Annotated in this window: 24 protein-coding genes; 12 read left to right on the top strand and 12 right to left on the bottom strand. The window is 62.7% G+C overall.

The genetic code is table 11. The annotated features are described in order from the left end of the window. Window positions 1-2: 2 nt before the first annotated feature. The 7 genes from ACE03M_RS18070 (at window position 3) to ACE03M_RS18040 (ending at window position 8747) form a co-directional block, all read left to right on the top strand. Window positions 3-1868: a PH domain-containing protein gene (locus ACE03M_RS18070; RefSeq protein WP_485935409.1), complete on the top strand. Its 1866-nt coding sequence runs from the start codon at window positions 3-5 to the stop codon at window positions 1866-1868. Continuing rightward, window positions 1865-2770 carry a Rossmann-like and DUF2520 domain-containing protein gene (locus tag ACE03M_RS18065; RefSeq protein WP_143922054.1) on the top strand — a complete coding sequence of 302 codons (906 nt, stop codon included), beginning with the start codon at window positions 1865-1867 and terminating at the stop codon, window positions 2768-2770. Before ACE03M_RS18070 ends, ACE03M_RS18065 begins: the two co-directional genes overlap by 4 nt. A gap of 81 nt (window positions 2771-2851) precedes the next feature. After that, window positions 2852-4411 carry a lysine--tRNA ligase gene (gene lysS, locus ACE03M_RS18060; RefSeq protein ID WP_143922053.1) on the top strand — a complete coding sequence of 520 codons (1560 nt, stop codon included), beginning with the start codon at window positions 2852-2854 and terminating at the stop codon, window positions 4409-4411. A gap of 4 nt (window positions 4412-4415) precedes the next feature. Then, the gene (locus tag ACE03M_RS18055; protein WP_143922052.1) at window positions 4416-4661 is read left to right on the top strand and encodes a hypothetical protein; all 246 of its coding nucleotides are present in this window, start codon (window positions 4416-4418) and stop codon (window positions 4659-4661) included. Further along, on the top strand, window positions 4627-4965 hold the full coding sequence (locus ACE03M_RS18050; RefSeq protein ID WP_143922051.1) for a histone-like nucleoid-structuring protein Lsr2: 339 nt from the start codon (window positions 4627-4629) through the stop codon (window positions 4963-4965). Before ACE03M_RS18055 ends, ACE03M_RS18050 begins: the two co-directional genes overlap by 35 nt. A gap of 550 nt (window positions 4966-5515) precedes the next feature. After that, a complete protein-coding gene (locus ACE03M_RS18045; RefSeq protein ID WP_485935408.1) occupies window positions 5516-8068 on the top strand; it encodes an ATP-dependent Clp protease ATP-binding subunit in 2553 nt (850 codons plus the stop codon). A gap of 94 nt (window positions 8069-8162) precedes the next feature. After that, window positions 8163-8747, top strand: coding sequence for an amino-acid N-acetyltransferase (locus ACE03M_RS18040; protein ID WP_485935407.1), 585 nt, complete (start codon window positions 8163-8165; stop codon window positions 8745-8747). Between the two features lie 3 nt (window positions 8748-8750). Here the strand turns inward: ACE03M_RS18040 and ACE03M_RS18035 are convergent, their stop codons facing one another. Both ACE03M_RS18035 and ACE03M_RS18030 read right to left on the bottom strand, forming a co-directional pair. Further along, window positions 8751-9692, bottom strand: coding sequence for an alpha/beta fold hydrolase (locus tag ACE03M_RS18035; RefSeq protein ID WP_186293022.1), 942 nt, complete (start codon window positions 9690-9692; stop codon window positions 8751-8753). A gap of 40 nt (window positions 9693-9732) precedes the next feature. Continuing rightward, window positions 9733-10770 (bottom strand): HhH-GPD family protein, encoded by a 1038-nt coding sequence (locus tag ACE03M_RS18030; RefSeq protein WP_485935406.1) that lies wholly within the window; start codon window positions 10768-10770, stop codon window positions 9733-9735. A gap of 36 nt (window positions 10771-10806) precedes the next feature. Between ACE03M_RS18030 and ACE03M_RS18025 the strand changes: the two genes are divergently transcribed. Next, complete coding sequence (locus ACE03M_RS18025) at window positions 10807-11583, top strand: hypothetical protein (RefSeq protein WP_485935405.1); 777 nt, start codon at window positions 10807-10809, stop codon at window positions 11581-11583. Window positions 11584-11610: 27 nt separating this feature from the next. On the opposite strand, the gene ACE03M_RS18020 is transcribed toward ACE03M_RS18025, so the two are convergent. From ACE03M_RS18020 to ACE03M_RS17990, 7 genes are all read right to left on the bottom strand, one after another. Continuing rightward, complete coding sequence (locus tag ACE03M_RS18020) at window positions 11611-12003, bottom strand: VOC family protein (RefSeq protein ID WP_485935404.1); 393 nt, start codon at window positions 12001-12003, stop codon at window positions 11611-11613. A 42-nt stretch (window positions 12004-12045) separates the two neighbouring features. Further along, complete coding sequence (radA, locus tag ACE03M_RS18015; protein ID WP_485935403.1) at window positions 12046-13398, bottom strand: DNA repair protein RadA; 1353 nt, start codon at window positions 13396-13398, stop codon at window positions 12046-12048. Between the two features lie 73 nt (window positions 13399-13471). After that, window positions 13472-13966, bottom strand: a complete 495-nt coding sequence (locus tag ACE03M_RS18010) for a GNAT family N-acetyltransferase (protein ID WP_143922046.1) — start codon at window positions 13964-13966, stop codon at window positions 13472-13474. Between the two features lie 94 nt (window positions 13967-14060). Continuing rightward, entirely contained in the window at window positions 14061-14828 is a 768-nt protein-coding gene (map, locus tag ACE03M_RS18005; protein WP_485935402.1) for a type I methionyl aminopeptidase, read from the bottom strand. A gap of 256 nt (window positions 14829-15084) precedes the next feature. Further along, window positions 15085-15324 (bottom strand): PLD nuclease N-terminal domain-containing protein, encoded by a 240-nt coding sequence (locus tag ACE03M_RS18000; protein WP_143922044.1) that lies wholly within the window; start codon window positions 15322-15324, stop codon window positions 15085-15087. A 48-nt stretch (window positions 15325-15372) separates the two neighbouring features. Next, window positions 15373-16911, bottom strand: coding sequence for an L-piperidine-6-carboxylate dehydrogenase (gene amaB, locus ACE03M_RS17995; RefSeq protein WP_485935401.1), 1539 nt, complete (start codon window positions 16909-16911; stop codon window positions 15373-15375). Window positions 16912-16995: 84 nt separating this feature from the next. Further along, on the bottom strand, window positions 16996-18315 hold the full coding sequence (locus tag ACE03M_RS17990; protein ID WP_485935400.1) for an NAD(P)/FAD-dependent oxidoreductase: 1320 nt from the start codon (window positions 18313-18315) through the stop codon (window positions 16996-16998). A gap of 89 nt (window positions 18316-18404) precedes the next feature. Between ACE03M_RS17990 and ACE03M_RS17985 the strand changes: the two genes are divergently transcribed. The 4 genes from ACE03M_RS17985 to ACE03M_RS17970 all read left to right on the top strand — a co-directional run bounded on the left by ACE03M_RS17985 (window position 18405) and on the right by ACE03M_RS17970 (window position 20961). After that, a complete protein-coding gene (locus tag ACE03M_RS17985; RefSeq protein ID WP_485935399.1) occupies window positions 18405-19295 on the top strand; it encodes a LysR family transcriptional regulator in 891 nt (296 codons plus the stop codon). Next, the gene (locus ACE03M_RS17980) at window positions 19292-19894 is read left to right on the top strand and encodes a class I SAM-dependent methyltransferase (protein WP_143922041.1); all 603 of its coding nucleotides are present in this window, start codon (window positions 19292-19294) and stop codon (window positions 19892-19894) included. Before ACE03M_RS17985 ends, ACE03M_RS17980 begins: the two co-directional genes overlap by 4 nt. Window positions 19895-20019: 125 nt before the next feature. Beyond that, entirely contained in the window at window positions 20020-20340 is a 321-nt protein-coding gene (locus ACE03M_RS17975; protein ID WP_204234828.1) for a putative quinol monooxygenase, read from the top strand. Window positions 20341-20415: 75 nt separating this feature from the next. After that, window positions 20416-20961 (top strand): hypothetical protein, encoded by a 546-nt coding sequence (locus ACE03M_RS17970; protein WP_143922039.1) that lies wholly within the window; start codon window positions 20416-20418, stop codon window positions 20959-20961. Here the strand turns inward: ACE03M_RS17970 and ACE03M_RS17965 are convergent. From ACE03M_RS17965 to ACE03M_RS17955, 3 genes are read right to left on the bottom strand one after another with little or no spacing between them, the layout of a single operon-like run. Beyond that, window positions 20958-21791 (bottom strand): energy-coupling factor transporter transmembrane component T family protein, encoded by an 834-nt coding sequence (locus ACE03M_RS17965; RefSeq protein ID WP_485935398.1) that lies wholly within the window; start codon window positions 21789-21791, stop codon window positions 20958-20960. The genes ACE03M_RS17970 and ACE03M_RS17965 overlap by 4 nt on opposite strands. Further along, window positions 21788-23323, bottom strand: a complete 1536-nt coding sequence (locus ACE03M_RS17960; RefSeq protein WP_485935397.1) for an ABC transporter ATP-binding protein — start codon at window positions 23321-23323, stop codon at window positions 21788-21790. Before ACE03M_RS17960 ends, ACE03M_RS17965 begins: the two co-directional genes overlap by 4 nt. Further along, window positions 23323-23952 (bottom strand): ECF transporter S component, encoded by a 630-nt coding sequence (locus tag ACE03M_RS17955; protein WP_485935396.1) that lies wholly within the window; start codon window positions 23950-23952, stop codon window positions 23323-23325. The genes ACE03M_RS17960 and ACE03M_RS17955 overlap by 1 nt, the downstream gene beginning before the upstream one ends. Window positions 23953-23963: the final 11 nt, after the last annotated feature.

Raw genomic sequence — 23963 nt, 5'->3', positions numbered from 1 at the left:
GCATGACCGAGGACGGACCGAAGGGCCAAGCTCCCGAACCAGCGGGTGGTCCCGTAGCCGAACCCACGACCGAGCCGGCAGCTGAGCCCGCAGACCAGGACGTGGCGGCTCCCGAGGTGTGGCACAGGGTCCACCCCCTGACACCGATTCTCGAAAGCTTCGGCGTGCTCGTGGGTATATTCATCGCGGCCGCCTACGGTCTGCAGAACTTTGCTCAGGCCGCCATCGAAAACCTGGCTAGGGGCGATGACGTCGATCTGGGATTCGCCGGGTGGCTGCGCACCCACCCCCTCGTCATCCTCAGCGGCGTCGGAGGCCTCGTTCTCATCCTCCTCATCACCGCACTCTTCAGCTGGCTGGCTTGGAGGGTGATGGGCTATCGGATCGATTCCGAATCGATCTACTATCGGCGCGGACTGCTGTCGAAGAAGCTGCGCAAAGCCAGGCTCGATCGCGTGCAGTCGATCGACCTGCAGCAGAAGCTGCTGCCCCGACTGCTGGGAATGGCGGAACTCGTCTTCGACGTCGCCGGAGGCACCGACTCCAACATCTCCCTGAAGTACCTGTCGAAGAAGCGTGCCGAAGGACTGCGGGACGAGCTTCTCGCCGCTGTCCGCGAGAAGAAGCAAGGAGCTCACCAGGGTGAGCGAACCCCGACCTCGGGAGTATCCGCCGCCGCGGTGCCTGGCACACCTTCGAACGCCGTCGGTGCGCCCGCCGGAACTGAACCCGGAGCTCCCGGCGAGGCCGAAGCCACGGGTGCACCGGGCGATTCCGGCGCCGAGCCCGCCATCGATCGCAGCGTACCCGAACGTCGCGATGACAGCATCGGCGTACGCCTGAGCAAACGCCTCGGCTCGCTGGCCGAAGGGGCCTCGGCAGAGGCGGAGTTCAGCATCAACGAACTTCTGGCTCCGTACAATGTCTCCGCCGACGTCAGTGACGAAGGCGAGATCGTCCGCGTGCCCGTCCACCGGGTCGTGGTCTCCTCGCTGTTGAAGACAGAGACGATCATCTCTGTCTTGGCCGTACTCATTGTCATCGCCGCAGCCATCGTTCTCCTGTCTATGGGGCTGACCGAGGCCTTCATCCCGGTGCTCGTCGCAGTCATCCCCGGCCTCTTGGCTGCTTTCTCCGCCTTCAGGAAGAACCTTGACAACGCGAATTTCGTGGTCAAGCTGGGAGAGAACGGACTGGCAGTCAACCACGGGCTCGTCTCCACCTCCCGCAAGGTGATCCCACTCGACCGACTGCAGGCCGTGTGCCTCCATCAGCCGCTGCTGTGGCGGTGGGCCGGCTGGTGGAAGGTCGAATACAACATCGCCAGCGCAGGAGGTTCGGGCGAGACGAACATTCTGCTGCCCGTCGGCGACATCGACCAGGCACTGCTCATGGTCGGCCTCGCGCTCCCGGATCCGCAGATGCCAGACGGGGTCAGCGCTGCGAGCCTGGTGCGATCGGCCATGTACGACCGCAAGTCCGAGGACCCGCAGGCCGAATCCGCAGAAACTCTCTTCCACGGTCAGCCCCGTTCCTCCCGGCTTGTCGACCCCTTGGTGTGGAAGCGGCGGGCCTATGTCGTGACCGGTTCCCTGCTCGTGCTGAGAATGGGTGTCCTTGACCGTCGAGTCGACTTCGTGCCGCATGTGCGCGTGCAGTCGATGAGCTATCACCAGGGTCCGCTGATGCGCGCGCTGGGTCTGGGCACGGTCGCCGTGCACTCCACTGCTGGTCCCATCGATCCCCGCGTCACCCATCAGAGTGTCGACGACGCGAAGCGGTTCTTCAGCGAGCACTCCGACCGGACGCGACTCGCTCGGCAGCGTTACGACGAGGAAGCCCGCAGGGCCAAGGAAGGCAGGCCATGAGCCACGCAGGAATGGGCCAGGACGGGGCCCCTCGTCTCGGAATCGGAATCATCGGCTGTGGGAAGGTCGGCGCGACCATCGGAGCAGCCTGGCGCGAAGCCGGTCATGCCATCATCGGTGTCAGTGCCACCTCGGCGACCAGCCTGCAACGGGCCGAGGAGATGCTGCCAGGAGTACCGGTACTGCCACCGGACGATGTCGCAGACCGCGCGGAGCTTCTTCTCCTGACCGTCCCCGACGATGAGATCGAATCCCTCGTCAGCGGCCTAGCGAAGGTATCACGAATCCATTCGGGGCAGATCCTTGTCCACTGCTCGGGCCGGTACGGAACGGACGTCCTCGAAGCCGGGACCAGCCTCGGCGCGCTGGCGATCGCATTGCACCCATCGCTGTCTTTCACCGGCACCGCAGTCGATCTTCCACGCCTGCGGCAGTCGACGATCGCCGTCACCGCACCTGCACCGATCCGTCCGGTGGGTCAGGCGCTCGTCGTCGAAATGGGCGCCGAGCCGATTGACGTGGCCGAGGCCGACCGTCCGCTCTACCATGCAGCCATCACCCACGCCTCCAACCACTCGATAACGATCATCAGCGAAGCGATGGAGATGCTCGCCGAGGCGGGAGTCAGTGACCCTTCACGTGTGCTCACCGCCCTCGTCGACGCGAGCGTGACGAACACCCTGCAGAACGGTCCGAAGGCCCTGACCGGACCCGTCAGCCGCGGAGACGTGGGCACGGTCTCCGCGCACCTGGCAGCGCTCAGTGAGTTCAGTCTCAACGTCTCCAGCCCCGCGGCACGCAACAGCTATATAGCGCTGGCCAGATCGACGACCGCCAAGGCGCTGAGCTTGGGGCGGATCACGGAGTCGCAGGCGCAGGAGATCCTGTCCCGGCTGGACTGAACGACGTGCTGGAACTGGCGGCCGGGGCCGGTGGTCGTTCCGAATTCCCCCTGGGGCCGCGCTCACGGTAGCCTGGAGGGTATGGCAGATACCGAGTCGAACACGCCCGAAAACGCAGATCTTTCACCCGAGCATCTCGATCCCGAACAGATCCGGATCCGAAAGGAAAAGCGCCAGCGGCTCTTAGACTCCGACACCGATGCCTATCCGGTCGGAATTCCTCGCACGCACACCCTCGCCGAGGTTCATGCCGCGCATGACGGGCTGGAAGCCGGTGACGAGACCGAGGACATCGTCGGCGTCGTCGGCCGTGTCGTGTTCGTCCGGACAACGGGCAAACTCTGCTTCGTGACACTGCAGTCGGGAGATGGGACGCGCCTTCAGGGCATGCTGTCTCTGCGTGAGGTAGGGGAGGAACGACTCGGCGACTTCAAGACCGACGTCGATCTGGGCGACTTCCTGTTCGTCCACGGCAAGGTCATCAAGTCCAAACGCGGCGAACTTTCGGTGCTCGCCGATTCCTGGTCGATGGCGAGCAAGGCGCTGCGTCCTCTGCCGGGCCTGCACACCGAGCTGGCCGAGGATACTCGTGTGCGCCAGCGCTACCTCGACTTGATCACCCGCGAAGACGCGCGGAAGAACATGCTCGCCCGAGCAGAGGTCATGTCATCCCTGCGTCGGACGTTCGCTGAACAGGAGTTCATCGAGATCGAGACTCCGATGCTCCAGTTCATGCACGGTGGTGCTGCAGCGCGTCCATTCAAGACGCATATGAATGCCTATGACATCGATATGTTCCTGCGCATCGCGCCGGAGCTCTTCCTCAAGCGGGCGATCGTCGGCGGCATCGAGAACGTCTTCGAGATCAATCGCAATTTCCGCAATGAGGGTGCCGACTCCACGCACTCACCGGAGTTCGCGATGCTCGAGGCCTACCAGTCCTACGGCGACTACCACTCGATCGCCGAACTGACGAAGACGCTGGTCCAGAACGCGGCACAGGACGCCACCGGATCTCTCGTGGTGAAGTTGGGAGACGGTGAGGACTACGACTTCGGTGGTGACTGGCCAGTCGTCAGCATGTACGAGACCTTGTCCGCGGAATCCGGAGTCGAAGTCACCCCGGAGACCGGACTCGATGTCCTCGACAAGATCGCAGCCGACAACAACGTCGAACTGGGTGGAGTATTCCGCTCACACGGCAAATATGTCGAGGAGCTGTGGGAGCACTTCTACCAGGACAAGCTGTGGGTGCCGACATTCGTCACCGACTTCCCCGTCGACACCTCACCTCTGGTCCGTGAACACCGGACCAAGAAGGGCGTCGTGGAGAAGTGGGACCTCTATGTTCGCGGCTTCGAATTGGCCACAGGCTATTCCGAGCTCGTCGACCCGGTCATTCAGCGTGAACGGTTCGAGGCTCAGGCGGCCGACGCAGCCAAGGGTGATGAAGAGGCGATGGGGCTCGACGAGGAATTCCTCACCGCGATGGAACACGGAATGCCGCCGACCGGCGGTATGGGAATGGGACTTGATCGTCTGCTCATGGCTTTGACTGGCCTGGGAATTCGAGAAACCATTCTCTTCCCATTCACGAAGCCAATTGCACCCGGTAATTCGGAAATGGCTGAGGAAGGTTGAGCACATGATGGATCTGATGAAGGCACTATTACCTTCGATCTGTGTTGGTTTGCTGTTCTGGTACGTGATGAGAAACATCCTGCGTGCAGATCGGACAGAACGAGAGCAGATAGATAAATTCTATTCAGAGCATGAAGTTAGCGAATCAGGCGATAATCATGAATCAGATGTTAAGATGACTGCGACAAATACTTCTGATTATGAAAAGAGTGAACATGGCAAGGGAGATGCGACTCGTTCTCACGGATGATTTCGATGGCTCGGAGGCGTCGGAAACCGTTCGCTTCAGCCTCGACCAAGGTACCTACGAACTCGAGCTGTCGACAGAGAACGCCGAAAAGCTCCGTGAAACGTTCGCCCCGTTCATCGCCAAGGCTCGTAGGGTAGCCAACCCTGGAGGCCGTGGACGTCGCGCAGGGGCCGGCTCCACCGCGGGTCCGAAGCGCGACACCGCCAAGATCCGCGAATGGGCGCAGGCAAACGGTTACCAGCTGGGCGATCGCGGACGTATTCCGCTTGAGATCGTCCAGGCATACGAAGCTGCAGACAGCTGATCCGACTGAATCCAGTCACTGCCGATAACTGAAGCGGTATAGCGAATCGATTGATAGCGACTGATTCGATAATCGCTTCCTGAAGGACCAACGGTTGAACCGTTGGTCCTTCAGTGTTTTCGCTTATGAGTTTCGCAGGCCGGGCTTTCTGAGTCGGCACCGGAATATCCACCCCGCGAATGACGTTAGACCAGATGACGCCTCAGCACAGTTGTCGAATGACGGTTGACTGCAAACAAGTTGTCACTTGATCGCCGACGGTAAAGTAAGACGTTTTACTCAATTTCTGTCCGCGGTAATCTGTGTCCGCAGCGATTTATGGAGTATCTCGATCTCCCGTTGCGAAGTACGGAGTCGACACACCTCAGCGACACAGAGGACCGGACTCTGCCCAGGACGGGGCGGCAGTCTGTCGTGCAGAAGGGTGACGAAGGGACGAACACCGAATTTCGCCCACAGCCAAACGGTTTCGGCTGATGGCGAAACGAGCAATAGATCGTGGCCAATGGTCGTTAGGCTCTAAAGAATAACAAGACCGAGGAGGGTGAATATGTTCGAGCGGTTCACTGACCGAGCACGCCGAGTGGTAGTGCTTGCCCAGGAAGAAGCCAAACTACTCAAACATAACTACATCGGAACCGAGCACATCCTGCTCGGCCTGATCCACGAGGGTGAGGGCCTGGCAGCCAAAGCACTCGAGGGAATGGACATCTCCCTCGAGCAGGTGCGCGACCAAGTCCAGGAGATCATCGGACAGGGGCAGCAGGCACCGAGCGGGCACATCCCGTTCACCCCGCGTGCCAAGAAGGTCCTCGAGCTCAGCCTTCGTGAAGCGCTGCAGCTGGGACACAGCTACATCGGAACCGAGCACATCCTGCTCGGTCTGATCCGCGAGGGCGAAGGCGTTGCCGCACAGGTGCTCGTCAAGCTGGGCGCCGATCTGGGACGAGTCCGCCAGGAAGTCATCAAACTTCTGTCGGGCTACCAGGGCAAGGAGCCCGTCTCCGCAGGTGGACGCGAGGAGGGAACCCCATCCGGGTCGCTCGTCCTCGACCAGTTCGGAACGAACCTGACCGCAGCCGCGCGCGAAGGCAACCTCGATCCGGTCATCGGCCGACACGAGCAGATGCAGCGCGTGATGCAGATCCTGTCCCGCAGAACCAAGAACAATCCTGTCCTCATCGGTGAACCGGGTGTCGGCAAGACCGCAGTGGTCGAGGGACTCGCCTTGGCGATCGTCAACGGTGAAGTTCCGGAAATTCTCGAGGACAAGCAGCTCTACACCTTGGACCTCGGTTCACTGGTGGCAGGCTCCCGCTACCGCGGTGACTTCGAGGAACGCCTGAAGAAGGTCCTCAAGGAGATCCGCACACGCGGCGACATCATCCTCTTCATCGACGAGATCCACACTCTGGTGGGTGCGGGTGCCGCTGAAGGTGCCATCGACGCTGCTTCGATTCTCAAGCCCATGCTGGCGCGAGGCGAGCTGCAGACGATCGGTGCGACAACTCTCGATGAGTACCGCAAGCACATCGAGAAGGACGCCGCTCTCGAACGTCGCTTCCAGCCGATTCAGGTTCCCGAACCATCGCTGGCGCATTCGATCGAGATCCTTAAGGGTCTGCGCGACAAGTACGAGGCGCACCACAAGGTCACGATCACGGAAGGTGCGCTCTCGGCCGCTGTGAACATGTCGGATCGCTATGTCAACGACAGGTACCTGCCGGACAAGGCGATCGACCTCATCGACGAAGCAGGTGCCAAGCTGCGCATCTCGCGTCTGTCGGTGCCGCAGGAGATCCGCGACCTGGAGGAGCAGATCCTCGAGGCCCGTCACCGCAAGGAAGCCGCCATCGACGCTCAGGACTTTGAGCTCGCGGCATCTGAGCGTGACTCGGAGATGAAGCTGCAGCAGGACAAGGACGAACAGACCGAAGCCTGGCGCAAGAGCGGCAAGGACACCTCTGCAGTCGTCGACGCGGAGCTGATCGCCGAGGTGCTGGCGGCAGCCACCGGTATTCCGATCTTCAAGCTCACCGAGGAAGAGTCCTCGCGTCTGCTGCGGATGGAAGACGAATTGCACAAGCGCATCGTCGGGCAGAACGACGCGGTCAAGTCGATCTCCCGCGCCATCCGCCGGACCCGTGCGGGTCTGAAGGATCCGAAGCGCCCCTCCGGCTCGTTCATTTTCGCTGGCCCCACAGGTGTCGGCAAGACCGAGTTGGCGAAGGCTCTGTCGGAGTTCCTGTTCGGTGATGAGGATTCGCTCATCAGCCTGGACATGTCGGAGTACTCGGAGAAGCACACCGTGTCCCGGCTCTTCGGTTCTCCTCCCGGCTATGTGGGCTACGAAGAGGGCGGCCAGCTGACGGAGAAGGTCCGTCGCAAACCGTTCTCAGTGGTCCTCTTCGACGAGGTGGAGAAGGCTCACTCGGATATCTTCAACTCGCTGCTGCAGATCCTCGAAGATGGCCGTCTGACCGACTCGCAGGGTCGTGAGGTGGACTTCAAGAACACCATCATCATCATGACCACCAACCTTGGTACTCGTGACATCTCGAGTGGCCTGCAGCTGGGCTTCCAAGTTGAGGGCAACACGAACAACAACTACGAGCGCATGAAGCAGAAAGTCAATGAGGAGCTCAAGCAGCACTTCCGCCCCGAGTTCCTCAACCGTGTCGATGACACGATCGTCTTCCCTCAGCTGAACAAGGAAGAGATTCTGCAGATCGTCGATCAGTTCCTGGCACGTCTGGACGCCCGTCTGGCCGATCAGGGCATGAAGGTCGACGTCAGCGATGCGGCCAAGAGCCTGCTGGCCGACCGTGGCTACGATCCGGTCTTGGGCGCTCGTCCGCTGCGTCGGACGATTCAGCTCGAGATCGAAGACCACCTGTCCGAGAAGATCCTGTTCAAGGAGATCGGCAGCGGTCAGACCATCAAGGTCGACGTCAAGGGAGAAGGCAAGATAGCGGAATTCACGTTTGAAGGCGCGGAGACCGAGAGCATTGCCGCCAGCGGTCCGGATGATTCCGGTTCCGGTGGAGAACTCGCTGGTGCCGGTTCGTCCGGTGGCAGCGGATCGGGAAGTTCCGCTTCCTGATCTCCTCCTAGTGCGCTGAAGAAGCCCGGGATCACAGCAGCCGCTGAGTTCCCGGGCTTTTTCATGCCCGCAGCCAATGGTGTTGAATGAAGATATGACCTCAGCCCCAGTCGATTTCGACCATCAACAGGTCTCCGCAGACCACCACTTCAACCATTCCCTTCCCGGCGGGCTCTACCTGCGCAGGGCTCGGACGAGCGACGTCAAGGGGATTGAGGCATTGGTCGCACCGCTGGCCGAACAGCGCATCCTGCTGGCCAAGGACACCGTCACCTACTTCGAGACCCTGCAGGAATTCTGGCTGGTGGTGGATCCGCAGCCGGACGGAACCGAAGTTCTGGCCGGATGTGCGGCACTGCACATCATCTGGGCAGACCTTGCGGAGGCGCGCACCGTTGCCACCTCGCCGGCCTATCGGGGGCGTGGAGTGGGCAAGGCCCTCATCCGGCAGCTCCTGGCAGACGCCGTGGCGATCGGCGTCGACAGGGTCTTCTGCCTGACCTTCGAGACCGGATTCTTCGGTGCACTCGGATTCGAGCCGATCAAGGGCATTCCAGTTTCCCCAGAGGTCTACGTCGAACTCCTGCACTCCGCCGACGAAGGTGTGGCAGAGTTCCTGGACTTGGCCCGTGTCAAACCCAATACCTTGGGCAACGCCCGGATGATCAAGTTCCTGTGAAGATCACTGGGCCTCGAACCTCGAGATGAACTCTTCGACTATGGAGACCGTATCCTCGGGCGCATCTGAGAGTACAGCGTGACCGATCCCATCGAGGACGTGGACGTCGATGTCAGGGGCATGGCGGCGAAGCGTACGCAGTGCGCGACGGGGAACGAACTGGCTGCTGCCTGCGACGATGACCTCCAACGGGACTGTGATGCCCGCCCAATCGTCGGCTCGCAGCCTTCTCGGCAGGGGGCTGCCCCGTTTGACGAAGTCCAGCGTCGAGCTCAGCAGCAGATCCCTCATCGGCGGGGGCGGCAGCTCACCGTTCCTCACCCAGGCAAGGAAGTCCAGTGCTTCTTCTCGGCCGCCTCTCATCAGCCTGATCAGTCGGGCCCAAGCACGCAGGGGTATCCCAGTGATCGCCCCCGGTGGATCGATGGCAGTGACAGTCGCCAGACGATCGGGGGCATGAAGGATGTGATTGAGCGCCGCCCACGCCCCGTATGAATAGCCGATCAGGTGCAGCGATTCCAGGCCCAAGGCGTCGATGACCTCTTCAAGCCATTGCGCGACCAGCTCACCATCGTTCATCGGGGCCAGCTGGACGCTGCGACCGGCCTCCCAGACCGTGTCGATCGCAACGACAGTGCGCGTCCTCGACCAAGGTCCGATGAGCTTCGACCAGCCGGCAATGGTGCTGTTGCCGCCTTGGAGGAGCACCAGCGGCGTCACGCTCGACTCACCGAGGGCAGATGGGCCGGAGGGGGAGATGGTGGAGTACGCAGTCGTGCCGAAAGAGGTCTCTATTGACAAGTCGGTGCGCTCTGGCCATGACTCGAGTACGGCATTCAGCTGCTCCAGGAACCGTCCGCGCGCCTCTGCTGACCTGAATCGTCCCACCCCGTCGCGGTGATCGGCTGACGAAGCAGCCGAAGGGACATTGCGTCGACCAGACATGTCCGAAGTGTAGCAACCCGGTCTGCTGTATCCTCGGCGCTCACCCGGGAAGACGAAGCATCTCACCGTCCTGAGCTGCCAGACCATCAGAGATCAGATCACCGATGAGACGGGAGATCCGTTCGGCATCTGCGCTGAGTTCCCGTACCTGTGCAAGCTTCGTCGACGTGTGCGAAGGGAGCAAGTCGAGCAGCTCGGGATCCACCTCGGTGATGGATGCGGTGAAGAGATCAAAAGAGACGGAGCCGAAATTGTCGCTGCCGGCGGAATGTTCGTGCGCGGACTTGAGCACATCCATAATGGCACCGCGCAGCTGACGGTCCGTGCCCGCCCACTTCTGTGTCTTCGGTTTCACCTCCGAAGCTGGTCTTCCCGCCTTCTGCCAGGCGCACATGTCGCTGAGCGGGCAGGTCTCGCAACGGGGGTTCCTGGCCGTGCATACGAGTGCCCCGAATTCCATGACCCCGGCGTTCCACTTCTCGTGGTTCGTCTCAGGAACGAACTGGCTGGCCCAATCGGTCTCTGCGCGACCCGGTGAAGCTGAGGGACGATCGCGGCCGGCAAAGAGCCGGATGAGAACACGTCGCACATTTGTGTCGAGCACAGTGGTGCGCTCACCGTGGGCGAATGAGGCCACTGCCGCTGCGGTATAGGAACCGATGCCGGGGAGACGCTCGAGCTCCTGCGCAGTCTGCGGCACGTGACCGTCGAGTTCCTCGGCGATGACCCGCGCGGCTTCTTGGAGTCGCAGTGCCCTCCGTGGGTAGCCGAGGCGGTCCCAACTGTGGAGCACTTCGGCGGTGGGTGCCTGTGCCAGATCTGCAGGCGTCGGCCACTTATGCATCCATTCCCACCAACGGGGTTCGACTCTGGAGACCGGAGTCTGCTGCGACATGATCTCGCTGACGAGCACGGCCCAGGCGCTGGTGTCTGCATCTCTCCAAGGCAGAGGGCGAGCAGCGGTTTCGAACCAGGTGATGATCGTCTCGCGAACGTGGTGGATGTCCGCGTTCGCGACTGCGGGGAACGGAGAGTCGCGGCGCGAAGATCTCGATTCGGAAGAGGTTCGGTGTGTCATTTGGATGCTCAATCGCTTCGGCCTAGGCTCAAAGCGATGACTCCTTCCAATCGTGGTTCGCAGCCGAAGAACGGCGCCAGGCAGCCCCGCCAGTCTAGCGGGAAGCTGCCAGCACACGTGTACCGTCGGCGGCGTTACGCGCTGTTGGTGGCCAGCCTCGTTGTGGTCGCATTATTGGTGCTCGGAGTCCTCGGAATCGTCAAAGGACTGGGCGGGGGCAGTAAAGACGATCCTGTCGCCGAGGAGACTCCGTCGGCAAGCACGACGTCGGCAGCACCGGTCCCAGATGAGAAGGCCGCAAGTGGGAAGTGCCCCGAGGAGAAGGTCGGACTCAAAGCCAAAGTCGACAAGAAGAGCTTCAAAGAAGAGGCCAAGCCCACGTTCGAAATGGTGATCGAGAACAACCACACGGCCACATGCCTGATCGAGGTCGGCACCAAGGATCAGGAGTTCGTGGTCGAGAAGAACGGTGACGTCGTCTGGTCATCGACGTTCTGCGCCGCCGATGAGGACGAGAACGCTGAAGTCTCGACCGAGTTCGCGCCCGAGTCTGAGAAGACTGCTCAGTTCGAATGGAACCGGGTGCAGGTCGACAAGAACTGCAATCGCACGAACAAGGCCTTCGGGCCGGGGGAGTACGAGCTCGTCGTCAAACTCGGCGACGAGAAGAGCAAACCGGCGAAGTTCGAACTGGAGAAGGACGCCGCCACCAAGGCCAAAGAGAAGAAAGAAGCCGAGGACAAGAAGTCGGAGGAGAAGGAGTCCGAGGCGCCTGACGAGAAGCCATCGGATGAGAAGTCGACAGACGAGTAGATCCCTGCTGACACAGCCGGCTGCTGGTCAGGCTCCGCGGTAGGACCCCACGCCCCAGGAATTGCCGTCATGGTCACGGAAGTCGAACTCCCGACCGCCGTGAGGCTGCGTTGCCACGGGGCGAACGATCGCATGGCCCATGTCGACGATCTTCGCGTAGAGCCGGTCGACCTCCCGTTCGGTGTCGACGACGACGTAGATAGAGCTCCCGCCGACGCTGTCCAAAGCGGAACCGTCATTGCGGACGGAGCCGAACATGATTCCACCCGTCTCGCCCAGTGCGTATTCGGCGTAGACGACGATCTCGGAATCAGACTCGTCCCTGACGATGAGCCTCTCGGTGAAACCGAGCGCGATCAACAGAGCGGTCGTGGCGGCCGCATCTGTGGTCCTCATTGCGGGAAAGACTGTCGTGGTCATACTTCCAGGATGCGCCATTTTGATGCAGATGTCCCGGATTTTTTACCGATTACCTCCCAAAAGTAACTCGACGGCCTCTGAAACGTGTTCACATTCCTTCACGCGCATGCCCTGGGGTGTGGAGACGTTGCGCAGCGCACCGTGGGCCACGATCGCATGGGTGATGCCCAGGCGCGACGCTTCATTGAGCCTCTGCCCCAAGTTGGGAACATTGCGAATCTCGCCCGAGAGGCTGATCTCACCGATAGCCACGAACTTAGCGGCCAGCGACTTTCCGATCGCGGCCGAGGCCAGTGAGAGGCAGATCGCCAGGTCGCTGGCCGGTTCTGCCAGCTTCGCGCCTCCGACAGTTGCGGTGAAGACATCGGACTTGGCCAGACTGATGTTTCCGATCTTCTGGCTGAGCACGGCGAGCATCATCGCCACGCGGGAGGAGTCCACTCCGGAGACGGATCTGCGCGACTGTCCGCCGGCGGATTCTGTGATCAGTGATTGAACTTCGACGAGGAGCGGTCGTTTGCCCTCCTGCGTCACCGTCAGACAGGTCCCTGGGGGATTGCTGCCGCTGCGGGAGAGGAAGAGGCCAGAGGGGTCCTCGAGGCTCTTGATGCCGTTTTCCTCCATGTCGAAGCAGCCGACATCGTCGGTCGGACCGAACCGGTTCTTCACGGCTCGAAGAAGACGCAGTCGGGAGTGACGTTCCCCTTCGAAGTTGCACACAACATCGACAAGGTGTTCGAGCAGCCGGGGGCCGGCGATCGTGCCGTCCTTCGTGATGTGGCCGACGAGCACGGTGGGCAGTGACCTGGCTTTCGCCTCACGGATCAGGGCCGCAGCCACCTCTCTGACTTGGGTGACCCCGCCCGGAACCCCGTCTATCTCCGATGAGGCGAGGGTCTGGATGGAGTCGACGATGAGCATTTCGGGCTCTTCCGCCTCGATCATTCCCAGAACCGCGCCGAGGTCGGTCTCCGCGGTCAGCAGCAGGGAGTCTTCGAGCGCGTTGATGCGTTCGGCCCTCAGCCGTACCTGCCCAGCCGATTCCTCTCCCGTGACGTAGAGAACTTTGGCTCCGAATTTCGCGACGCGCGAGGCGACATCGAGCAGAAGCGTCGACTTGCCGACACCCGGTTCACCAGAAAGGAGAACGACGGCACCGGGGACGATGCCGCCACCGAGGACGCGGTCGAATTCGCTGACATAGGTGGTCTTCGCCTGGGCCAGTGTGGAGTCGATCTGGTTGATCGACTTCGCACCGCTGGACTTTTTGACCTTCGTCTTGACCGAGGACTTGCCGGCGCCCTTCTCCTCGAGCGTGCCCCAGGCCTGGCATTCGGGGCAGCGGCCCAGCCACTTGACGGTCGAATAGCCGCATTCGGTGCAGGTGAAAGACATAGGACAATTCTGGCACGCCCTACTGACACGACTATGTGCTGCACCTCGCGAAGGTAGGAGGACAGCAGAGGACTCAGAGACGCTTCTCGATGAGGACAGTGTCCCGCCAAGTGCCGGCGTGCGGGCCGAAGGTCATGAAGCCGATGCGTTCGCGGCGGCCGACCCGACGGAATCCGGCCTTCTCGTGGATCCGTAGGCTGCCGGTGTTCTCGGGCAGGATGGAGGCCTGAAGCATCCAGAAACCCAGGCCACGCGCCCGCTCTATGAGCGATTCGAGAAGGGCCGAGCCGAGTCCTCGACCTGTGGCGTGGGGATCGACGTAGACCGAGTGCTCGATGACACCGCGATAGACGTCGCGATCCGAGGTCGGTGTGGCCGCTGCCCAACCGAGGACGCTGCCGTCGAGCTCGGCCACGAAGCTGAGTTCGGCGAGTCTCGTTGCGAAGAAGTCCTGCTTCGTCGGAGTCTCCGAGGCGAAGGTTGCGCTGCCGCCGGCGATCCCGGCCGCATAGACGCGTTCCACTGCTGACCAGTCACCGTCCACCATGTTCCGGATCGTCACGCTCATCCCACCATTGTCCTCCACCGGCGGGACCGCCCCACATGCAATCGGGCTTCCGACGAATGATTCGCCGGAAGCCCGATTATGCTGTTCGCAGACATCAGTCCAGGGTGGTGAGGACCCTTGGGCCATCCTCGGTGATGGCGATCGTGTTCTCCGAATGCGCGCCGTTGGATCCGTCGGCCAAACGCAGGGTCCAGCCGTCCTTGTCGACGGAGAGCTTCTTCGAGGTGAACGACCACCATGGTTCGATCGCCAGTGTCAGGCCGGGCTTGAGCACCAGGCCGCGTCCGCCCTTGCCTCGGTTGGCCACGTGCGGATCCTCGTGCATCGTGTGTCCCAGTCCGTGACCGCCGAAATCGAGGTTGACCGGAATGCGCTGCTCATCGGCGACATCGCCGATGGCCTTCGATATATCGCCGAGGCGGTTGCCCGGCTGTGCAGCGGAGATGCCGGCTTCGAGTCCCGACCAGGTTGAGTCGATGAGGCGCTGGTCCTCCTCGCTGCCGTTCCCGACGACGACGGACCGTGCTGCGTCGGCGACCCAGCCGTCGATGGACACGGCGAAGTCCAAGGTCAGAAGGTCGCCGTCCTTCATCACGTGGTCGTGGGGCTTGCCGTGGAGAACCCCGTCGTTGACCGAGAGGCAGATGACGTTTCGGAAGGGGCCCTCACCGAATGATGGTGCATAGTCCCAATAGCAGGAGACGGCGCCGACCTCTTCGATGAGTTTCCTGGCGCGCTTCTCCAGATGCATGATGTTCATGCCCGGTTCTGCGATCGAAGACAATTCGGCCAGTGTCTTCGCGACGAATCGACCGGTGACCGCCATCTTGTCGATCTCGGCGGGTGTCTTCAACTCAATCACAGGTGTTCTCCTTCAATCATCACGGGCTCATTGGCAACTTTAGTCGTTCCGGTCCCTTCCGTCGCGGTCGCACCTTCATTCCGTGATCAAGCAGACAGTTGCGAGCGAATCTGATTGCAAGGAGGCTTGTTGCGAGGTAGATTCCGCGACATGAGAGACATCGTTGCTTCTCAAGGACAGAAAACGGGCGTCGGGTCAAAGCCGACGCCCGGATTCTTGCGATTCTGATCAACAGGCAGAACAGGGTCGCTGACTATTACGCCAACTCCTCGGAATGCTTGCGCTGCGCCAAACTTCTGCGGCGAGAGACGAGCCAGACGACCGAACCGAGAATCGGTACAGCGATGATGAATACTGCCCAGGCCAGCTTGGTGGGCGCATCGACTTTCGACTGAGCCAACGACACCAATGACCAAACAGCCAGACCGATGACGACGAGAAGGATCGCGGTCCAGGCGAAGTCGTACCAAGCTGGCAACAGGGGAGTCTCAGACATGTCAGCAGACTATCGCACCCGACAGATTGCCTTCAGAGGAACTCCACTTCAGAGGAACTCCACTCCCTGGGCCAGCGGGAGCTCACCCGAATAGTTGACCGTGTTCGTGGCCTGCCGCATGTAGGCCTTCCACGAGTCGGTGCCGGATTCGCGGCCGCCACCGGTCTCCTTCTCACCGCCGAACGCGCCGCCGATTTCTGCACCGGAGGTGCCGATATTGACATTGGCGATGCCGCAGTCGGATCGGGAGAGGAACTTCTCCGACTCGGCCAGCTCCGAGGTGAAGATCGCTGATGACAGTCCCTGCGGTACCCCATTATGGATTTCGAGTGCCTCGTCGAGGTCGTTATAGGTCACGACGTAGAGGATCGGGGCGAAGGTCTCCGACTCCATCACCGAGGTCTGGGCAGGCATCCGCGCGACAGCCGGTTCCACGTAGTGAGCGTCCGGTCGATCATCGTCGAGGACGCGCCTACCACCGCAGAGCACGGTGCCGCCTTCAGACTCGGCCTGTTTCAGGGCCGCCTGCATCGCATCGTAGGAGGCCTCGTTGATGAGTGGACCCACCAGCACGCCGTCCTCGGTGGGAGACCCGATGCTCAGCGTCTTATAGGCGGCGACGATCTTGTCCACGAAGTCATCGGCGATGGATTCATGGACGATGAGGCGACGCAGAGTGGTGCAGCGCTGCCCCGCGGTTCCCGCAGCGGCGAAGACGACACCCCGCAGCGCCAAGTCGATGTCCGCACTCGGGGCCACGATCGCTCCATTGTTGCCGCCGAGTTCCAAGAGGACTCGACCGAAGCGCTCGGCCACGACAGGACCGACCTCACGACCCATGCGCACCGAGCCGGTGGCCGAGACGAGGGCCACGCGCTCATCGCGGATCATGACATCGCCGATGTCCCTGCCGCCGACGAGCACAGGGACGAGTCCCTCCGGTGCACCCACCTCGGTGGCGGCGCGGGCCAGAAGGGACTGGGCGCCAAGGGCTGCGAGCACGGCGTTCTCCGAGGGCTTCCACACCACGGCATCGCCGGCTACCAGGGCCAGAGCAGTGTTCCAGGAGTAGACGGCCACGGGGAAGTTGAAGGCCGAGATGACTCCGACGACGCCGAGCGGATGCCAGGTTTCCATAAGCCTGTGCCCGGGGCGTTCGCTGGGCATGGTCTTGCCCCACAGCTGCCTGGACTGACCGAGCGCGAACTCGCAGATATCGATCATCTCCTGCACCTCTCCAGCGGCCTCGGACGGGGTTTTGCCCGCCTCGACCGTGATGATCTTCGCAAGATCCTCCTTGTGCTCAGCCAACAGCTGCCCCCAGCGCTGCACCAATTGGCCGCGCACTGGTGCGGGAACGTCACGCCAGGCAGCGAACGCTTCGGCGGCTGCGGCGATCTTGTCCGCAGCAGACTCCTTGGTGTCCGCAGCCAGTGTGCCCAGGCTCTGGCCGGTGATGGGGGAGCGGGCAGGCAGGTTCGCCGAGTCAGTGGACCCTGCGTTCAGCACGGAGGCGTCTACTCCGCAGGCCTTGAGTCCGGAGGTGAGGAGATCGGAGATGGTCTGGTCGGTGGGCAATGCAGTCATTGCTGTCCTTTCGCTGGTGCTTCTGATGAGCGGGAATCTGATGATGTGTGAGTCACGGTCGATCGCAGTGGTGGGGGCTGGGTGTCAGACGATGTTGAGCTCCTTGCGCAGACCGGAGGTGGCGAAGCGTCGTTTGTCCAGGCCCGAGACGTCGACGAAGGGCTGATGGCCGGTCATGAGGTCGGCGACGACCTCCCCGACTGCCGGGCCCATGAGGAACCCGTGGCCGGAGAATCCGCAGGCATAGAAGAAGCCTGTGAGTTCCTCCGCTTCACCGATGAGCGCATTGTGATCGGGCGTCATCTCGTAGAGTCCCGCCCAGCCGCGCTTGACCTCAACATCGCCTAGGGCCGGAGCCCGAGATTCGATGAGCTCTGCCAGGGTGGGCAGCCAGTCCGGGTTGCGCTTGTCATCGAATTCCCACACGTCCGTCTCGTCCGGGCAGCCGAAGAGCAGGCTCGGACCCTCCGGATGGACGTAGAAGCTCGTGGAGAAGTCGATGGTGAAGGGCATCCGCGACAGGTCGATGCCCAGCTGCGTTTCATCCACGGGTTCGCTGACCATGATCTCGCGGCGCAGGGGTCTGACCGGCAGATCGACCCCGGCCGCCTCACCGATGAGACCGGACCAGGCGCCGGCGGCACAGACGACCTGCGCACACTCGATCCTGCCCTTGCTCGTCGTCACCGCGCTGACTCTGTGACCGCTGTTCGAACCGGCGCTGCCCACCGAACCGTCACCGCCGGCGGTTTCGAACCCGGTGACCTCGCAGTTCTTGAGCACCTGCACACCCAGGTTCCGTGCGGCATTGACGTACCCGGACACCACGGCCTCAGGAGTGCAATGACCGTCTCCGGGATTGAAGGCACCGGCAACGAGTCCCCCTGTATCGATGTACGGGGCCAACTCAGCCACCTCGGCGACGGTGAGCATCCGGGAATCCAGACCCATCCGCTGCTGGAGTGCGACGTTGGCGGCGAAGGTCTCGGCATCCTCGGCGGAGTCGAGCAGGAACAGGTACCCATTGCTCACCAGATCGATGTCGACGCCGAATTCGGTCTGAAAGCTGCGCAGCACCTCAAGGCTGCGTGTGGACAGGGCGATGTTGACCTCATCGGAGAACTGGCAGCGCACCCCGCCGGCGGCCTTCGACGTCGACCCCGAACCGGGGACGTCGCGTTCGACGAGGACGATGTCCTTCACGCCGTGTTCGGCCAAGTGATAGGCGATGGATGCTCCCATGACCCCGGCACCGATGATGACCACCTCGGCGCTCGTCGGGGCCGTACCTGTCGGTGATGTGCTCTCCAACTTCCACCTCACTGTCTTCTGCTGCGAACGCCCGTCCTTGGTCGTCGCGGCAACGGGGAGCGCCGACGTCGATGTCGGCGTATTGCGGCTCACTGCCCATTGTGGTTCCAGTCACGTTTAAGGACAAGGGCGAGTTTATGAAAACTGTTTTTAGGTAACCTGAAAACAGCTAGGCTGTGGCCATGGCATGGACTCTGGGGCAGCTGCGCACCTTCGTCGCGGTGGCCGAACTTGGGTCGATGACCCGAGCCGCGGAACAGTTGGGCTACAGCATCGGGGCGGTCTCGCAGCACATGAGCGCTCTGCGCCGCGCGGTCGGTTCCGAGCTGTTCGTTCGCCGAGGCAGGGGGATGGTCCTTGCCGAAGCGGGCAGAACGCTGCTCCCGCGCGCCCGAAGCATCCTCGCCGCCCAGAAGCAGGCAGAGATGGCGATGCTGGGCAGAGACTTCCGCAGCGAGGCCATCGTCACGCTCGGCGTCTTCGGTTCGGCATCGACGAGGGCATTGCCGTCCATAGTGCGCCTCCTTGGCCAACAGCACCCGCACATCGAGGTCCGGGCCCGCGAGATCAATGTCGAGACGATGTCGGCGGCCGTCATCGATGGAGCCATCGACTTAGGGATCGGGATCAACTATCCGGCCGTGCCGCTGCCGCCCATGCGGGGCCTGAGGTGGACGACAGTGGCCAGTGAGGACTTCGGCATCGTCGTGCCCGCGGGCGCGCCGGGTCCCACACGGCAGGACTTGGCCGAAGCCGATTGGATTCTGCCGCCGGCCGAAGAGCTCTTCGGCCGAGCTATGCGCCTGGCCACCTCGGCGCTGGGGATCGCTGCGAAGGAGACCCACATCGTCACCGACACAGCCGTCGCGCTCGCCTTGGCCGGCACGGGACTCGGGCTGACCCTGGCGACGCCGAACATGATGTCCCTGGGCGGGCCCGACGTCGACCTCCATCCCATCGACGAGGCGGGCGGCAGGGAGATCATCGTGTTGACCTCCCCGGACCCGGCAGATCCGGTCGCCGCCGTCGCCGAGGTGGTGGCCGAAGTCTTTCGTCCTAGGATGGGGCCATGAGCTTCGATCATCAGTGGAACCGCATCCGTGAGACCAATCCCGACCATTCCGCAAACTATGCCGAGCGGTGGCGCACACTCGCCGCCTCCGGCCACGACATCGGGGGAGAGGCGAGATTCGTCAATGCGATGGCACCGCGTGGGGCACGTATCCTCGACGCCGGCTGCGGCACCGGTCGTGCCGGTGGCCTGCTCATCAGCGAAGGGCACACGGTCTACGGCGTCGACCTCGATGAGTTCCTCATCTCAGTCGCCGAGGAGGACTTCCCAAGCGGTGAATGGCACACCGGCGACTTGGCCGAATTCGACTTCGCAGATGCGGGCATCAACGACATCGACGTGGCGTTCTGCGCCGGCAACGTCCTGTCCTTCCTCGATCCCGCCTCACGTCGCCAGACTCTGTCGAACATCAGATCGACGCTGAAATCCGGCGGACGCTTCGTCGCCGGCTTCGGGGCCGGCCGCGGCTACGACTTCGCGGACTTCATCGACGATGTGAAGTCGACCGGGATGCTCGTCAACCTCCAGCTCTCGACCTGGGAACTCCACCCCTTCGAGCCTGATTCCGGCTTCCTCGTGCTCATTGCCGAACGTGCGTGAACGCGGACGATCATCGAAGCTGTGAAGGCAGGGTGGCTCTTGGTGCTGCGCGGGAAACATGATTGGCTGGTTGCGTCGGACGGACACGGTTCGACTCAACTCGCACAAACACAGGAGCGGTCAGCATGATTTTCATCGTTGTGAAGTATGACGTGAAGCCCGAAAGCGTCGAGAAGTTCCCCGAGGCGGTGCGCACCTTCACCGAGGCAGTGCGACAGGAGCCGGGCAACCTGTGGTTCGAATGGTCCAAGAGCCTGGAGAAGGACAACGAGTTCGTCCTCATCGAAGCATTCACCGACGAAGGGGCCGAGCCCCACGTCAAGAGCGACCACTTCGCTGCCGGCCTCGAGGCTATGCGTCCGCACCTGGCGTCGACGCCGAAGATCATCTCCCGCAAGATCGACGGCGAAGGCTGGGACGAGATGGGCGAACTGCAGATCGACTGAGGCCACTCTGCAGCTCTGGGCATTATCGGCCCGCTGAGCATTCACGGCTGGGCGATAGTTGCCTAGACTTCACTCATGGCGACCAAAGCGATGAATGTGCAGGCGATCGAGCAGGCCCTCGGCGAACCCTGGGCGGAGACCAGGGCCCGCCTTGAAGCGGCCGGGGGAGCGTCGGCGAGTCACAAGGAACTTGCCGACGCCCTCTACCCGCAGTTCGACGGTGTCGTCGAGAAGCACGGCTGGTGGGTCCAAGGCGCGGTCGTGGCCTACGAGCAGGAGATCGGCAGACGGGTGCCGGGCCAGCGGGCCGACGGCACCTTCGACGTGGCGGTCTCACGCACCGTGACCGGTCAGCGTGATGACGTCATCACCCGATTCGCCTTCCTCATCGATGAGGGAACATTGGCAGGCCTGGCCCTCGACGGTGAGGCGCGCACGTCGAAGACGGAGAAGCGCTCCTTCTGGCGGGCGAACCTCGAGGACGGAACCAAGTTCGAGGCAGCGGCCGAACCGAAGGACGAGAACAGAACACTCCTCGTCCTCACAGTCTCCAAACTGCCCAGCGCCGAGAGGCTCGAGGAATGGCGGTCAGACCTGAAGGGACTTCTCTCCCAGATCTAGTTCCCGCCGACGATCGGATTCCAGGTTCCGAGCATGTGTGCGGCCACGATGGCAAGAGCACAGACTGCCAGAGACGCCGCCACCGCCAGACGGTCACCGGAGCCGAAGGTCGACTCTCGACGCCAGGTCCGCCCAGGACGACCGAACGCACGGCCCTCCATCGCCATCGCCAAGGTGGTGCCGCGACGAATCGACTGCACCAGCAGCACGAAGATGCCGGCGAACAGACTGCGCGTGCGCCGGATGATCGAACCGCCGGCTACGCCCCTGGCTCGTCTGGCCATCGCCAGGGTCTGCCATTCGCTGACGAGCAGACCGAGCAGTCTGCTGGCCGCCAGCACCGAGACGACGACCACCTCGGGCAGCCGCAGCCGCTGGACGAGCGCATCTGCCAGGTCACGGGGATCGATGGTCGAAGCGAGCACGATGAGCGGAATCGCCAGAGCCAGAGCTCGCAGGAAGATCGCCCCCGCGGCACCCAGCGAACCAGTTGTCATCAGGATCGGACCGACGTCGATGACCACCGCGCCGGACTTCTCCGCCAAGATCGCCGTGCCCCACGCGGCCAACAGTGCGCCGAGAGGCAGGAACCACAACCGCAGGAGCGCTGCCCGCAGATCGAGTCCCGTCGCCGGCAGCGCAAGCAGGCAGAACCCGAGGACGATTCCCGCCGAGACCATGTCGATACTCAGCAGTGTCCCGACCATGAGGATGAGCGCCACCACGATCTTCGTCAGCGGATTGCACCTGACCAGCGCCGTCCTGCGTTTAAGCGGAATGAGCTGACCAGGGTCGTGGACTGCGACCGGTGACGGTGTTGCCGCACTCAATTCTCTCGCCTCTCACGGGTGTCTCCAGCTCCGGTCTTCTCCACTCTGGGCTGCTTGGCACCGCCGAGGACGACGCGTCTGGCTCCGATCGCTTCGAGGAAGGCATGATCATGGCTGAAGGCGACTACCGTTGATCCGCGTGCGAGGACATCGAGGAACTGCTCGACCAATCCTGCCCAGGTCAGGGCGTCCTGACCGAAGGTCGGCTCGTCGACGATGAGGACCTGCGGCCGGGGAGCCATCATGGCCGCCACCGACAGGCGCCGCTTCTCGCCTCCTGAAAGCCCCTGCGGATGCGCCTCATCGAGGGTCTCAAGGCCAAGCGCCTGCAGCAGCTCGGCGACACGCTCCTCGACCTGATCCTCTGACCATCCAGCCAGACGTGGACCCAGCGCCAGCTCTTCGGCGACGCTCGAGCGCAGGAACTGATGCTCAGGCTCCTGGAACACCAGCCCGATACGAGGAGCCAGAAAAGCTGAGGGCCAGCGGAAGGGCCGGGCATGTTTGGCCCCAGCCCGCAGAGAGCCCAGCGCGCTGACTTCTCCAGCGAACTCGGGAATGAGGCCGGCCAAGGTCAGTGCCAGCGTCGACTTGCCGGCCCCGTTGGCGCCGACGATGCCGACGGCCTCACCAGCCCGAATGGACAGATCGAGACCGGTCGCGGCCGGGGCCTTCACCCTCGGTCGTGCAACGCTGAGCTGCTCGGTCCTGAGGACGAGCTCTCCGGTAGACACCGCAGCAGTGCCTGATACAGACTCCACCGGATTCGGATCGTCTCCGGCCAAGGATTCTGTCGTTCCCGGCACCCAGATTCCACACTCGAGAAGCACCTCGGCGAGTTCGGGGTCACCGAAGACCGAACTCGGTATGCCCTGAGCGAGCAGCCCATCTGGTCCGAGGACGATCACTGTGTCCACGTGATCGAGCCACAGTTCGACCCGGTGTTCGACGATGACCATCGTCGCCGAGGTGGCCGCCTGCGTATCGAGGACGGCATCCCGAACGGACGCGGCCGAATCCGGATCTATATTCGCAGTCGGCTCGTCGAGGATGATCACCTGTGGTGCCATCGCATGGACTCCCGCCAGCGCCAGCCGTTGCTTCTGACCCCCGGACAGCGCTGCGGTGGGATGGTCATGAGGCAGATCGAGGCCCATCGTTCGCAGCGAGGTGGAGATGCGGGAATCGATGATCTCCGCAGGCAGTCCCAGGTTCTCCATTCCGAAGGCGACATCGTCGCCGACGCGGGAGAAGATCACCTGCGAATCGGGATCTTGCAGGACGAGCCCGGTCTCACCTCGGCGAGGATCGGGTGGTCGATCACCGACGAGCAGCTCGCCTGCGGCGTCGCCGGATTCGGCGGGCAGGACCCCGGCGATCGCATGCAGCAGGGTGGTCTTGCCAGCCCCGGACGGGCCCAGCAGAAGCACCTTCTCACCTGCGTCGATGTGCAGGTCGAGGGGGACGAATGCAGGTTGCTCACGATCAGCGTGGCGCCACGAGAAGCTGTGGGCGTCGATCGGCAGGGCCATCAGCGCAGGCGACCGGAGGCGAAGGAACTCAGCGCCCCGGTCTTCGCGATCGCGCGGTAGGCGAACCAGGCGCCGATGCCGGAGATGACGACGCCGGAGACGATGGCGCACACCGTGTATGCAGCTTGGAAGCCGAACTGCCATTCGGCGTTGTACATGATGTTCTCGCTCACGGACATGAACGCGGCGGCCAGGAGGCCGGCCAGGCTCGTGACCCACAGGGTGAACTTGCGATAGCCGAAGGCTGCGAAGATGAGTTCGGCGCCGAGGCCCTGGACCAATCCGGACAGCAGGACGGTAGCGCCGAAGTGGGAGCCCAGCACTGCCTCGACGATGGCGGCGATCATCTCGCACAGCAGGGCGGCACCCGGTTTGCGGATGATGGCACCGGCCAACGGCCCGGCGAGGACCCAGAGCCCGGCGATGAGGCCGATCGAGGGAGGGAAGGCCTGGAACCCGAGTTCGAGGACCTTCCAGCTCAGGGCCAGGACCCAGAAGATGAGCCCGACGCTGATCCCGAGCACTGCAGTGACGACATAGTCAACGACCCGCCACTGCTTCGTCGCCGGTACGTGGGAATGCTTTCGCGCGGTCTTCGAAGTGGATTCAGGCGCGGCTGTTTCTGGCATTGTGCCTCCTC

This window comes from Brevibacterium sp. AGC70 (assembly GCF_057334195.1).
Note: the sequence above shows the minus strand (reverse complement) of the source record. Positions and strands in the feature narration are given on the sequence as shown.